The sequence below is a fragment of the Novosphingobium sp. AAP1 genome (genome assembly GCF_001295765.1).
GTDB lineage: Bacteria > Pseudomonadota > Alphaproteobacteria > Sphingomonadales > Sphingomonadaceae > Novosphingobium > Novosphingobium capsulatum.
Map to the genome: position 1 here is coordinate 547,008 of NZ_LJHO01000003.1, position 13,855 is coordinate 560,862.

The 13,855-nt window shown below is 63.7% G+C and carries 10 protein-coding genes and 1 pseudogene; 6 read left to right on the plus strand and 5 right to left on the minus strand.

Annotated features, from left to right (window positions below; translation table 11 throughout):
* Position 1 precedes the first annotated feature (1 nt).
* Complete coding sequence (locus IP65_RS09525) at positions 2–652, plus strand: isochorismatase family protein (RefSeq protein ID WP_054131521.1); 651 nt, start codon at positions 2–4, stop codon at positions 650–652.
* On the plus strand, positions 649–1,380 hold the full coding sequence (locus IP65_RS09530; protein ID WP_054131522.1) for an SDR family NAD(P)-dependent oxidoreductase: 732 nt from the start codon (positions 649–651) through the stop codon (positions 1,378–1,380). Before IP65_RS09525 ends, IP65_RS09530 begins: the two co-directional genes overlap by 4 nt.
* A gap of 109 nt (positions 1,381–1,489) precedes the next feature.
* Here IP65_RS09530 and IP65_RS09535 read toward each other — a convergent pair whose 3' ends face one another.
* On the minus strand, positions 1,490–3,667 hold the full coding sequence (locus IP65_RS09535; protein WP_054131523.1) for a TonB-dependent receptor: 2,178 nt from the start codon (positions 3,665–3,667) through the stop codon (positions 1,490–1,492).
* Between the two features lie 188 nt (positions 3,668–3,855).
* Between IP65_RS09535 and IP65_RS09540 the strand changes: the two genes are divergently transcribed.
* Positions 3,856–5,121, plus strand: coding sequence for an MFS transporter (locus tag IP65_RS09540; protein WP_054131524.1), 1,266 nt, complete (start codon positions 3,856–3,858; stop codon positions 5,119–5,121).
* Between the two features lie 24 nt (positions 5,122–5,145).
* Here the strand turns inward: IP65_RS09540 and IP65_RS09545 are convergent, their stop codons facing one another.
* From IP65_RS09545 to IP65_RS21300, 3 genes and pseudogenes are all read right to left on the minus strand, one after another.
* The gene (locus IP65_RS09545) at positions 5,146–5,595 is read right to left on the minus strand and encodes a DUF3429 domain-containing protein (RefSeq protein WP_082350030.1); all 450 of its coding nucleotides are present in this window, start codon (positions 5,593–5,595) and stop codon (positions 5,146–5,148) included.
* A 55-nt stretch (positions 5,596–5,650) separates the two neighbouring features.
* Positions 5,651–8,038, minus strand: coding sequence for a membrane-bound PQQ-dependent dehydrogenase, glucose/quinate/shikimate family (locus IP65_RS09550; protein ID WP_197279241.1), 2,388 nt, complete (start codon positions 8,036–8,038; stop codon positions 5,651–5,653).
* Between the two features lie 928 nt (positions 8,039–8,966).
* Positions 8,967–9,742: pseudogene (locus IP65_RS21300) on the minus strand (IS5 family transposase); the annotation flags it as partial.
* Between IP65_RS21300 and IP65_RS21680 the strand changes: the two are divergent.
* The gene (locus IP65_RS21680; RefSeq protein ID WP_169042325.1) at positions 9,684–10,124 is read left to right on the plus strand and encodes a hypothetical protein; all 441 of its coding nucleotides are present in this window, start codon (positions 9,684–9,686) and stop codon (positions 10,122–10,124) included. The pseudogene IP65_RS21300 and the gene IP65_RS21680 overlap by 59 nt on opposite strands.
* Before the next feature lie 204 nt (positions 10,125–10,328).
* Here the strand turns inward: IP65_RS21680 and IP65_RS09575 are convergent, their stop codons facing one another.
* A complete protein-coding gene (locus IP65_RS09575; protein WP_231627630.1) occupies positions 10,329–11,096 on the minus strand; it encodes a FadR/GntR family transcriptional regulator in 768 nt (255 codons plus the stop codon).
* 413 nt (positions 11,097–11,509) lie between these two features.
* Here IP65_RS09575 and IP65_RS09580 point away from each other — a divergent pair, with 413 nt between their 5' ends.
* Together IP65_RS09580 and IP65_RS09585 are read left to right on the plus strand one after the other, a co-directional pair.
* The gene (locus IP65_RS09580; protein ID WP_082209109.1) at positions 11,510–12,112 is read left to right on the plus strand and encodes a DUF3237 domain-containing protein; all 603 of its coding nucleotides are present in this window, start codon (positions 11,510–11,512) and stop codon (positions 12,110–12,112) included.
* A 202-nt stretch (positions 12,113–12,314) separates the two neighbouring features.
* Positions 12,315–13,841, plus strand: coding sequence for a carotenoid oxygenase family protein (locus IP65_RS09585; protein WP_231627631.1), 1,527 nt, complete (start codon positions 12,315–12,317; stop codon positions 13,839–13,841).
* Positions 13,842–13,855 lie beyond the last annotated feature (14 nt).

The window sequence follows — 13,855 nt, forward strand, 5'->3', positions numbered from 1 at the left end:
GATGCGCGACAATGATGATCTGATGGCCAACTATCGGAAAGCCTATGACAATCGCGTGGGATTTGGCCACCGTCCGGCGCTGATCCTGATCGATTTCTGCCAGGCCTATTTCGAGCCGGGCAACCTGCTGTACGCGCCCGTGGAAGCCGCGCTGGAATCCGCGCTGCGCCTGCGTGCGCTCGCCCGCGCGGCGGGCGTTCCGGTTGTTTTGACCAACGTGGTCTATCAGGCCGGTGGCTTGGACGGCGGGCGCTTCTTTGAAAAGGCAGTGCCCTTGCGCAATTTCCTCAAGGGCAGCCCCACTGCCGCGTTCGGCCCCGGTCTTATCCCCTTCGCCGACGAACTGGTGGTCTCGAAACAGTATCCCAGCGCCTTCTTCGCCACCTCGCTCGCATCCACGCTGACGGCGGCAGGCATCGATTCCGTGATCCTCACCGGCCTGACGACATCGGGCTGCGTGCGCGCTAGCTGCGTCGATGCCATGTCGCACGGTTTTCGCACCGCCGTGGTGGCCGAGGCCTGCGGCGATCGGCATCCCGACCCGCACGAGGCCAACCTGTTCGACATGAACGCCAAGTACGCCGACGTGGTCAGCGAGGACGAAGCCGCGCAGTTCCTGCGCTCGCTCGTCTCCGGGGCCGCAGCGGTATGAGCGCGCCTGGCGCCGCGCGCGTGGCCCTGGTGACCGGCGCTGCCGGGGGGCTGGGCAGCGCGATCGTCGAGCGCTTCAGCGCCGATGGCTATACTGTCGAGCGCGCCGACCAGATCCGCCCGGGCGGGGCAGAAGACATGCGCGCCCACGTTTGCGACGTGCGTGATCCCCGCGCGTGGGAGGGGCTGGCCGCAAGGCTTGCGGCGCGCCATGGGCAGATCGATGCGGTGGTTCACGCCGCTGGGTGGTATCGTCCGAACCTGCCCTTTGCTGAACTGTCGCCCGATCTGTGGCACGACCATCTCGCCGCCAATCTGCGCAGCGCCTACCTGGCCTGCCGGTTCCTGTTTCCGCTGCTGTCGCGCCACGGCTCGGTCGTGCTGTTCAGCTCCACCCTGGCCAGCCGACCGACGCCACTTTCGCTGGCCTATTCAGTGGCGAAGGCAGGCGTCGAGACCCTGGTCCGCGGGCTCGCTGCCGAGGCCGGCGCCAAGGGGCAGCGGATCAACGCCATTGCCCCCGGCCCGGTCGACACCCCGATGTTGCGTGGCAATGCCCTGGGCGCGGAGGGCGCGGCGGCCCTGATGGCCCGCCTGGAAGCGCGCGTACCGGCCGGGCGGCTGGTTACCCGCGAAGAGGTGGCGGCGCTGGCCGTGTACCTGTGTTCACCCGCTGCAGCGATGGTCAACGGGGCAGTGATCCCGCTCGATGGCGGCCAGGGTATCTGAGACCAGACGCTCAGCGTCACGCCCTTGCGGCAAGCCCCCCATTACCCGGCGTCAAAACCCTTCCGCCCGCGTGGGTACGGACGGAAGGGCATGGTCGATACGGTGTGGACTAGAGCTTGTAGGATACCGCGATCTTGACCAGGCGCGGCTCGTTTTGCAGGCGCGACTTGCGGTTGACGCCATAGTTGGAGCCGGTGACGTAGAAGCGATTGTTGGTGAGGTTGTCGGCCGACAGCGTCACGTCCAGCTTGCCGTTGTCCGAGGTCCAGCCGACTGCGGCATTGAGCAGCGTCTGCGCCGGCATCTGCGAAATCGCGACGAGGCCCGGGTCCACGTTGTAGGAACTGCGATAGGCCAGGCTGCTCGACGCGTGCAGCATCCCCATACCCTCGCCGCCCAGGCTATGGCGCGCGTTGAAGCCGATGTTGTATTGCCACTTCGACACACGGGGCAGGGCATCGGCGTTGGCGCGCGCGGCGGCGGTGTTGGCGTTGAGCTTGAGGTACTTGTCCAGCGTCAGCGATCCGTTGCCGAACAGCGTGAGGCCGTGGACCGGCTCGGCCGTCACTTCCAGTTCGGGGCCATGGACCAGCGCCGTGCCTGCGTTCTGCGTCACCACCGAGGTGCCGACGTAGGTGTTGGTCTGAATTTCGCCAAAGCGATTGACGAACCAGTCCGCGTTGACACGCAGGTGATGGTCGAAGAATTCGCTCTTCATCCCCGCCTCATAAGCGGTCACCGTCTCGGCGCCATAGGGCGTGTTGAACAGCGTGGGGTTGGCAACGACCGAGGCGTTGAAGCCGCCGCTCTGGAAGCCGCGCGAGATGCTGGCGTAAATGAATATGTCCCGGGTCGCCTGGAAATCGATCTCGCCCTTCGGGCTGAAGTTCGTGAACGACAGGTGCCCGCCAACGGCGGTCAGCGTCTGGCTGGGAAGGAACAGGCCGTTGGACAGCGTGGCGTCGATGTCCTTGGTTTCGCGGGTGTAGCGGCCGCCCAAGGTCAGCGAGAAACGCGGGGCAAAGCGCCAGGTCGCCTGGCCAAAGCCGGCATAGCTGTTGGTGACCTGGTGAATCGTGTCGGGCAGGACCTGGTAGCCCAGCACGTTGTCGTTGAAGACCTGGCGGATCGTCTCGTGGAAGTAATAGCCACCGAGAATGAACTGGATGTTCCCGCCGACATCGCCCGAGAGCTGCAGTTCCTGGCTGAACTGGTGGTTGATCATGTCGCTGCGGCGGTCGAAGCCCGCGGTGTAGGCACCGGTGGTGGCATTGACCTGCCCGCCATAGACGTCGAAGCGGAAGCGATCGTCGCCGCGGATATAGCCGGTGATCGCCTTGAGCTTGAGGCCGTTGTCAAAGTCATAGCCCAGCGTCAGGTCGGCATTGATCTGCTCGTTGAAACTGGAAGACGGGATCGGGCTGATATAGGTGCCAAAGGCGCCGCCGGTTTCCTTGAGCCCTTCGGTAAAGTTGATCTGCGCGGCGCCATCGCCCTTTTCATGGGTGTAGGATACATTGGCCTTCGCGCTGAACGGACCGTCGCCGATCCAGGCCAGGCCCACACGCGCGCCATATTGTTCATCCTTGCCGCGCTTGCCGCCGATCGCGGGCGCATCATAGTAGTCGCCCTTGTACTGGTGGAAGCCCGAGACGATCACGGCCAGCTTGTCGGGCGCGATCGCGGTGGAGAAGGTGGCCTTCTGGTCGTTGTAGTCGCGGCTGCCATAGCTGCCCTCGGCCGAGCCGAACGTGGTGCCGTCGGCCTGCTTGCGCACGACCTTGACCGCGCCGGTCAGGTTGTTGCGGCCATAGAGCGTGCCCTGCGGTCCGCGCAGAACCTCGATCCGGTCGATATCGTTGAACAGCAGGTTCGTGCCGGAAAGGCGCGCGTGATAGACATCGTCGACATAGAAGCCGACCGCCGAATCCGTGAAGGCGAAGCCGGCGTTGGCCTGGCCCGCGCCACGGATGAAGGCCGCCACACTCGATGAACTGGCCAAGGCCGACGTGAACGAAACGTTGGGCACATGCTGGGCCATGTCGAGGACCGAGCTGACCTGCATGGTCTTGAGGGAATCGCCGGTAAAGGCGGTGACGGCGACCGGGGTGGACTGCAGGTTCTCGCTGCGGCGCTGCGCGGTCACGGTGATCACCTGCAGGCCGTCGCTCGCGGCCTCATCCTGCGCGGCGTTGGCATTCTGGGCATAGGCCGAAGGGCTCGCCGCCAGGATGGCAAGCCCGGCCCCTGTCAGCAGGAGGCCCTTGAAGGAGAGTGCAGTCCTCATGTTGTCCTCGTCTTTCTCGTTGTGACGCCTTGGCAGCGTTTCACCGATGAATAGGCCCTATCAGCGGCGCGAAGGCCCGATGCTTGCGCAAGACTCTCCGACTGGCGATCAGCCCCGCGTAGGTGATGTTGCGTTGCGGCAACATTTTCCTAGGATCAGCTGGCAAACGGCACAGGAGCAGGCGGTACATGGATCAGCGCGTTGCAGCAAAACCGCAGGTGACGGCAACGCCATCGGCTCTGTCGGAATTTCGCCGCGGGTGGAGCAGCGTGCTGGCTGCCGCGCTTGGCGTGGGCGTGGGTACCACCGGGCTGCCGTTCTACAGTTTCGGCCTGTTCATTGCGCCGCTCTCCGCCGCCTACGGCTGGTCGCGCGGCCAGATCGGGCTGGGCATGACCTGCCTCAGCCTGGGCGCAATCCTGCTCTCGCCGTTTCTGGGAACGGCGATCGACCGGCTCGGCGTGCGCCGCATCGCGCTGGTGTCGCTGGCAGGCCTTGCCGTCGGCTTTGCCTTGCTGGCCGCTGCGCTCGGCTCGCTGCCGGCTTTCTATGCGGCCTGGATCGCGTTGGCATTTCTGGGGGTTGGCACAACGCCGATCACGTGGACGCGCCCGATCGCGCTGCTGTTCGATCGCGGGCGCGGGCTGGCGTTGGGCCTCACGCTGCTGGGCACCGGGCTTGTCGCGCTGACGGCGCCGCCGCTGCTGGCCGCGGTCATCGCCACCTGGGGGCCGCGCGGTGGCTATCTGGCGATGGCGGGTGTGGTCGTGCTGGTGGTCATGCCGGTGGTCGCGGCCGGCCTGCGCGAAGGCCCGTCAGGGCGCAGCGACGCCGTGCCGCATCCCCGTTCTGGCCTGACGCGCCAGCAGGCACTGCGCTCGCGCCAGTTCTGGCAGATTGCCATCGGCGTGTTCCTTCTGATCGTGGCCCAGTCGGGCGCGACCGTTCACCTCGTGCCGTTCCTGGCTGACCACGGCCTTACCCCTGGCCTTGCCGCCAAGATGGCAGGATCGCTTGGGATTTCGGTCATCGTCGGGCGCGTGGTGATTGGCCTGCTGCTCGATCTGCTGCCCGGCACCCTGGTGGCGCGCTGCGTCCTGCTTATGCCCGCCGCTGCCTTGGCGCTGCTGTTCCTGGCAGGGCCTTCGCTGCCGATGACGGCCTTGTCGATCCTGCTGCTGGGGTTTGCCGCCGGTGCCGAGACCGATCTGGTTGCCTACCTGACGAGCCGCTATTTCGGGATGCGGGCCTATGGCGCGATCTATGGCCTGCTCATGTCCTGCTTTTCGCTGGGCGCAGCCCTGGGCGCGCCGCTGGCGGGCTGGTCGTTCGACTTGACGAAAAGTTATGACGGCGCAATTTTCGGCGGCATCGCCTGCTTTGTTGCCGCTGCGGTGCTGCTGGGAACGCTGGGCTCCTATCCCACAGACCGCGTGGACGAAGAGCCGGCCTGAACAGCGCCGCGGTCCGGGATGCGGTCAGGCCAACAGCCCGATCGCCATCGTCAGCAGCCCCAGCCCGGTTGCCATCATCAACCGCAGCCGCTGCCATCCTGCCGGCCACTGCACGTGCCGCGCCAGCGCGCGGTCTGCCAGCGGGCTGGCAAGGATCAGCAGGCCGAGCGTCATCAGTTCCGGCCGTGGCCAAGGGGCGCCGACGCACCAGGGCAGCAGCATGGCCCAGCCGATCAGGCTGGGCACCACGGCCAGGACGTGGAACCAGGCTTCCTTCACCCCGGCCAGCATGCCGGCCATCCACCACAATCCGCCCAGAAACGACAGGATCAGCGCGGCATAGCAGCACGCCGCGGCCAGCGCGGTCCAGCGATCCTCGCCACCATGGAGCACCATCATCAGGCAGAACGCCTGCGGCGCAATGCCGGCAAGGCCAAGGATAACGAGCGGGCGGGGCAGAGCAACGGTCGACATGGCCGAGCAAAGCACCATTACCGCCCTGCCCGGCAAGCTGCCCTTTCAGGCGAGATCAGGATTTGGGCAGGGCATAGGCAATGATGGAATCGCCCAGCCGCGTGCCCAGCGAACCGTGGCCGCCCGCCACTACCACCACGAACTGCCGCCCGCTGGCCGGAGAGCGATAGGTCATCGGCGTAGCCTGGGCGCCGGCCGGCAGGCGCGCGCGCCACAGCACGCGGCCGGTGGTGGTGTCATAGGCGCGCAGGTAATAGTCGAGCGAGGCGGCCATGAACGAGAGCCCGCCGCCGGTCATCATCGGCCCGCCCAGCGAAGGCACGCCGAGCTTGAGCGGAATGGGCAGCGGCGTTTCATCGCGGATCGTGCCATTGGCATGGCGCCACGCCACCTTGCCGGTGACCAGGTCGATCCCCGCGACATAGCCCCACGGCGGCGATTGGCACGGCAGGCCAAGGCGCGAGAGGAACGGCCCCATAGACACTGCAAACGGCGCGCCAGCATTGGGGTTGAAGCCATGTTCGGCCGAACCGCCACGATCCGATGCACCGGCCGGCCCGTCCTTGCCATTGCCGGCGCCCGGCCGCTGCGGGATCAGGCGATCGACAAAGGCCATGTAGTTGGGGTGGGCAAAGGCCACCTGCCGCACCGGATCGATGGCCAGGCCACCCCAGTCCATCACCCCGAAATTGCCGGGAAACACCAATGTGCCGCGGGTCGAGGGCGGGGTGAACGGCCCTTCGTGGCGATAGCGGCGAAAGGCGATGCGGCAGGCCATCTGGTCAAACAGCGTGGCACCCCACATGTCTGCCTCGCGAATACGCGGCGGCATCAGCGAGATTGCCGACACCGGCTGGGTAGGCGAAGTGAAATCGCCGTGGGCTGCGCCGCCGGGCACGCGCATTTCGTGCACGGGCTGGATGGGCAAGCCGGTGCGGCGATCGAGCACGAAGATGTTGCCGGTCTTGGTCGATTGCACCAGCGCGGGCACGCGGCCCTTGCCGGGAATGGTCAGGTCAACCAGCGCGGGCTGGGCCGGTACGTCCATGTCCCACAGATCGTGGTGCACGGTCTGGAACACCCAGCGCGCCTTGCCGGTCTTGATGTCGAGCGCCAGGATCGAGGTGGCAAAGCGCTCGGTATTGGGCGGGCGGTTGCCGCCCCACTGGTCGATCGCGCCCATGCCCATCGGCAGATAGATGAGGCCAAGGTCTTCGTCGGCCGCGGCCGTGCTCCAGCTGTTGGGGGTGGAGGGCACGGGGGGATGGTTCGGCCCGAGGGGCGCGGTGTCTTCCGGCCGGCCGGGATCGAACGCCCACACCGGCTTGCCGGTGGCGATGTCAAAAGCCTGGATCGCACCCGAGGGCATATGGATCGAGGCGTTGTCATAGATCGCCCCGCCCACCACGACGAGGCCGCGCGTTACCAGCGGGGCCGAGGTGAACTGGAACCAGCCCGGCTTGAGGCCGGGGCCGGTGACGGCAAGGTTGACGGCGCCACCCTTGCCAAAGCCGGGGCACAGCCGCCCGGTATGCGCGTCGAGCGCGATCAGGCGGGCATCGGCCGTGGCCATGATGATCCGCTGCGGGCACGATCCATCGGCGCTGCGCGTGGCGCCGGGCCAGTTGGCATCGTGATACGATACGCCCCGGCAGGTCAGGTGCTGAACATGGCTGGGCACCTGCATGTGCGGATCATAGCGCCAGCGCACTGCCCCGGTTTCGGCGTCGAGCGCCAGCACGATATTGTGCGGGGTGCAGGCATAGAGCGTATCGCCGACCTTGATCGGGGTGAGTTCATAAGTGATTTCTTCCGGGTCCCCCGGGCGGCGGCTGTCGCCGGTGTCCATCCGCCAGACCTGCTTGAGTCCGCTGACATTGGCCGGGGTCAACTGCGCGAGCGGCGACCACTTGGTGCCGGCCCAGGTATGGCCATAGGCCAGCCAGTCCCCGGCGTCGGTGCCGGCGGCCAATGCCGGCGCGGCGCCACGCGCACCGGGCAGGGCGCCGTCCCATTCGTGCGGACTGCGCAGCATGGCGGCAAGGCCGATCGCGCCCGCCAGGATCAGGGTCAGCGCCAGCGGCCCGGCATTGCGCCACCAGCCCACTTGGGCGGGCACCAGCCGCCGCGTGATCCATGGCAGCAGCAGCAGGGCGCCGAGGATAAAGATCACGTCGCCACGCGGCACCAGCGCCCACCAGTCCAGCCCGATTTCCACCAGCGCCCAGGCCAGCGTGGCCACTACCAGCGCGGCATAGAGGTGCAATGCAGCCACCTGGCGGCGCCACAGCAGCACGGCGCAGGCGATCAGCGCCAGCCCGGCCGGGGCATAGAACCAACTGCCGCCTTCGATCGCAAGCCACAATCCCCCGCCCAACAGCACCATGCCGCACAGGGCCAGGACGATCGCCATGATCGCCAGGAGCTTGGAAGTCTTGCCCATTGCTGCTGTTTCCCTGTCTTCGCCGGTGGTTATGGGGCGCCAGGAGAGAACTCGTATTTGCACCCATTTATCCCTCAATTCTGCCACTTTTTTGGCAGCGATCTTCTGCATGGTACCCTAAGCGATACCCTCAAAATTTTCTTGGGGAGGTTTGAGTTCTTGGTGCCATCGAATCACCCCGCCGAGGGCGCAGCGTAACTATTACGGAGTCCGGACCGTGAAGATACAGTTGTAGGATAGTGGCGCCGGAACCTGGGGCCGCTGCATCATCGAATATGATGGGCCGAGCTACTTTTATACGATTCATCAACGATTGCACTTACGCTTCTCACACCGACATCGTGTCACACGGCGTGCAAATTTGGTTTGACGCACATTCCGTGCAATTCGGCTCATGTTGGCGCCATAACTCTGGCTTTGAGCAGGTCGATTTTGGCGCGCCCAGTACCATCTGGCGCTTGATGACCTTTAAGCGGTTGACCTTGCCCTCGACCTGACGGCTGGACCGGGCCATATCGCCGGCCAACCTACGGAGTCAGCGGCTCGCTGAATGTGTACCGGGGGCAAAGCACGTGCGTGCAACGGAACCGTCGAAACGACAACTGCAGTCTGACGCCATTCCCGCTGATCGGCAGATCCACTAACATACGCTCGTATCGGCTGTGAATCGACGTTGAGGGCATCGCACCGTCCGAGCAAATCGCGAGGGTGGCCGCCAGCTGGCGTGACATGTCGACAATCCCGTTGACCACAATCCGGCGTTCCACGAGCAAACCTGGTAGCCGCCAGTTCGGCGGCGTGAACAAATTCCACAACCCCTTCGGGGCTGGACCTAAAATCGTCATTTCCGCGTCGGCTCGTCGCACAATATTCCCGATATTGCGCTTCCTCGCCTCCTTGAACTGGCGGTTTTTGCCTCCAGCCGGGCGCTGTGGACAAATTTGAGCCAGTATCTGGTTGTGGCGAGATGGACCATGCCGAGGAAGCTGTTTGCCAGTTGGTCGTATCTGGTGGCGATGGCGCGGTTGATCTTGAGATGGCCGAACATACACTCGATGCGATTGCGCTGCTTGTAGAGCGCCCGATCATATTCGATCTTCACGCGGCGGTTTGACCGGCCGGGGATGACTGCCTTGATCTTTCGCTCGGCGAGATCGGCGCGGATGGCATCGGCGTCATAGCCTTTGTCCGCAAGGAAGGCATCGGGTGCCTGCTCAGGCAGGTCGATCAAATCATCATAGGCCTTGCAATCCGCCGCCTCGCCGCCCGTCAGGTGGAAGGCGACTGGCCGTCCATGGGCATCAGCCAGACAGTGAAGTTTACTGGTGAACCCGCCCCGCGAGCGGCCAAGAGCGCGTCGATGAGTCCCCCCTTTCCGCCCGCTGCCGAAACATGGGCGCGAACGGTGGTGCTGTCGATGCTGTAGTGGCCGCTGTCCGCCATGATCTCGGCCAGCGTCACGGCGACGGCCTCCCAGACCCCGGCCTCGCTCCACCGCCGGAACCGGCTATAGATGGTGTTCCAACTGCCATATTTGGGCGGGACATCGCGCCACGGAGCGCCGCAGCGGAGGCGCCACAGGATGCCATTTATGATGGAGCGGTTCTGCTCGGGCGGCATGCCTCGGCCACGGTTTGCAGGCTCGATGGGCAATAAGCCCTTCAGAACACGCCATTCCGCTTCTGTAAGATCGCCCCTGCTCAAGCCTGCCTCCAAAAAAGCAGCCTTGAATCAAGGCTTGGTGGCAGCGTCAGCTATAGATCCGGTGGCGATAGCGATCCGAACCATATATGCCTGCCATATGGCATCGGACCTCTTCACATTCATCTGCGAATACGAGGGCGGGACATACGTCTCCCAAGTCCTTGCCATCGATCACGAAAAAGCACTGGTCGAATGGGCCACCCTGCTGCGCAAAGAACAGCCGATCGAGGGGGCATCGGATCACATCGCACAAGCCGCCTGCGATGAGTTGTACAGCCATATTGTGCCCCTGACTGGACTAACAGGTGTTTGGTGCTGGAGCGCAACGGTCATGGATGAGCTTGCTCTGGTCAACATCGTCCGTTCAGCGCAACCGTCATAACCGATAGTCCGCTTCAAGCGCCAATTTGTCCACGCCGCCTAATGTCCCATGCTTTTGAGGCAATTGCTGTGCACTCAATGCTGAACCCCAGTGGAGTGGGGTGGATAACGCGCGGAAATGCCAAATTCGAAAGGAATGTGAGCCAGGTCTACCTTTGAACGCCTAGGGACAACCTTGATTGTTACCGATTGGCTACCTTGAGGATTACATTGCGATATTCTGCCGCTCTGGAAAGTCTGCCTGGTTGGCGCGGATGAGCTTTTCCATCGCGATGCCGGCCTCGTCGACCATGCCCGCTGCAACGGCATCGAACAGTTCCCAATGCTCGGCAATCGTATCCCGTGGCTTAGAGCCGCTGTTGCCCTGGAATTCGGTGTACCACAGCACAAAAGTACCGAGGCTGTTGCCGAGGTTGACCAGCGGCGGATTACCCGTCGCCTGCACGATGATGCTGTAGAACCGGCGGTTTGCCGCCTGGCCTTCGTCGGTGGCGAGCGTATGGCGTTCCATCGTCTGGAGCGATTTGCGCATATCGGCGATATGGTCGAGCGTGCGGCGCATCGCGGCCAGGCGCGCCATCGCCGGCTCGATGATCAGGCGCATTTCGAACAGCCCATCCAGCACCGATTCGGAGGCGCCGCCTTCAAACATCCAGGCCATCACGTCGGGATCGAGCATGGCCCAACGCGTGATCGGCAAGACGATCGTTCCCGTGCGTTGGCGGGATTCCACCAAACCCTTGGCGGTGAGAATACGGATCGCCTCGCGATAAGCGCTGCGCGAGACGCTCAACTGCTCGCTCGATTCGATTTCAGTGCTGAGGATATCGCCGGGCTGGTGCCGGCCGGTGACGATCGCGACTCCCAAATCATGGGCTATGCTTTTGTGAAGGCTTGATTTTTTCTTTCGGCCGCCACCTTTCGCCGAAGGACTCGCAGGATGGGCTGCAGCAGTCATATCTTGTTCTTCCAATTTGCGGGGCAGATCATGGAGCCCGACAGCATCGCAATATCAGCAGGCGCGGGTTAGCGGAACCTCATCACGGACTGTCATTACCCTGACAATTCATGCTGCCCTCAACCGTGCAATGCATAGTCACCAAAAGTGCCCCGATGGCAAGCCGTTGAGCGGGCAATTCGATGATTTATAATGCACTGAATCAGAAGGAATTGCACGTTTAGCCTTGGCAGATATCAGGCGATGGCGTGCACCCATGTTCCTTGCAATCGATGTCATTTTATCGCTCGATTGGCTGATATCCGGGAAAAGCTAAATCGAATCGGCTTGAAAAAGCAGACATTATATGGTTAGTCCGCTGCAGCAGGCGCACGAATGCGTCACAATTGGAGCTGGAAATCGCCAGCCCAGGCCGGGAGAGACATCTGATGACCGCTGAAGTATCGCGCCGGAGCATGATTGCAGGCACAGTGGGCGTCGCGGGAATGCTGCCAACCCTGGCTAACGCCGCCACCGAAGTTGTCAAAACCCAGACGAGCGCGAACGGCTTCGTGATCCCGCCCGATGCGCGGCCGCCAAGTTTTGAATTTGCCTTTCAGATCCGGATCGAACTGGGCGAGCGGCTGCGCTATGGGCCGACGTACTGGGGCTTTGATCGTGGCTACGTCGGCGTTCTTGGGGGCACGGTGACGGGGCCGCGTTTTTCCGGAAAAGTCATTCCGCACAGCGGTGGCGATTGGCCGACCATCCGGCCCGACAACAGCGTGCGTTTTGATGCGCGCTACCTGCTCCAGGCAGATGACGGCACTATCGTTGCGCTTCACAACACCGGAATCCGCCACGCCGACAAGGCTGTGCTGGATCGCATGCAGCGGTACGAACACGTCGATCCGTCGGAGTATTACATGGGGCTGACGCCCCGCTTCGAAGCGCCCGAGGGGCCCCATGAATGGCTCAGCCAGACTATCTTCGTGGGCAAGGCGGATCGCGACAAATCGCACTCCATCTTCACCTATTGGGCACTGGTGTGACAGGGCATCGCGTCGGCGCCCGCTCGGTGAGCCGTCCGGAAGCCTGACGCCCATTGGGTTGCTGTAAATTCAATTGTCCGGTTTTTTATAGATGTTCGGCGATTTGCCGATATCCAAATCTCAGAAAGACCGGGCAGGGCCGCCATTCTCGATATTTTCAAGCAACGGATGGCGGGCCGCAAGCCCGATCTAGGAGAGACACGTGCACGACGAACGCACCCTGCCGGTCAGCGAAAAGCCTTGGGTGGCCAGCGATCGCGACGCCTATCCCGATACTGTCCATTTTCGCGGCCTTAACACCCCGGTTGGCATCGAGGCCTCGGTGCCCGGCCTTACTGTGGAAGGGACGCTACCGTCCGGTTTGGAAGGATCGTTTTTCCGGGCCGTGCCAGACCCGGCCCATCCACCGATGTTTGCCGACGACAACATCCTGTCGGGCGATGGCATGATTTCCCGCTTTCGCTTCAGGAAAGGTGCGGTGGATTTCGACATCCGCTACGTCCAGACCGCGCGCTATCTCGCTGAGCAACACGCTGGCCGGGCCTTGTTCGGCGGCTATCGCAATCCGTTCACCGATCACCCCTCGGTGGCCGAAACCGATCGTACCGTCGCGAATACGACGCCGCTGTGGCACGCCGGGCGCCTGTTCATGACCAAGGAGGATGGTCTCCCCTATGAGATCGATCCGGACACGCTGGCCACCAAGGGGGCATGCGATTTCGACGGGGCGTTGCGTTCGCAAACCGTAACGGCGCACTCTCGCGTCGATCCCGAGACCGGCGAATTGTTCCTGTTCGGTTATGAAGCCGATGGCGCCTGCTCGCGCGACGTTTCCTATGCGGTGCTTGACCCGCGCGGGCATCTGATGCGCGAGCAGTGGTTCAAGCAGCCTTATCACGGCATGATCCATGATTTTGCCATCACGCGCAGCCGCGCGATCTTGCCGTTCTTCCCCACTACGACCGATCTCGACCGCTTGCGGGCAGGGGGGCCGAAATGGGCGCACGACCAGAACCTGGAATGCTGCGTGGGGATCATGGGCCGAGACGGCGACGTGGCGGGAATGCGGTGGTTCAAGGGTGCCAAGGGCGCTTCGGCCTTTCACATCATGAATGCCTTTGACGAGGGCGATGTGGTGCACCTGGATCTGTTCGTTTCGGAAACCAATGCGTTTGGCTTTATGCGCGAGGCGGGCGGTATCCATATCGATCAACGCGCCATTCGCGGGGGATTTGAACGCTGGACGTTCGACCTGGCTGGCGAGGGCGAACATTTCACGGTGACGCCGCTCGGGCCGCCCGGAGACATGCCGCGGATTCGCGATGCGGATTGTGGGCGGGACTACAAGACCGGCTGGTATCTCTCGATGAACCCGCAGGGTGGGCCGCCGCTTCCGGGTGGGCCAGTGGGCGCTGCCTTCAATTGCCTGATCCGCATCACGCTGCCGCATGGCGAGATCGACATGCTGGCGCTGCCGCCGGGCCATGCTGTCAGCGAGCCCGTTCACGTTCCGGCGACAGAGCCCAACGGCAGTGACTGGCTGTTGTGCATTGTCGACAAGGCCAATGGCGACGCGGGTTTTCAATCCGAACTGTGGGTGCTCGATGCCGATCGGCCCAGCCGCGGCCCGATCGCCCGGGTGCATGTCCCGCTTCCGTTGCGGGCGCAAGTCCATGGGTGCTGGGTTCCTGCCACTGTCCAAAGCCAAGCCAGTCAAATGACGCGATAACGACCATCGCGTTT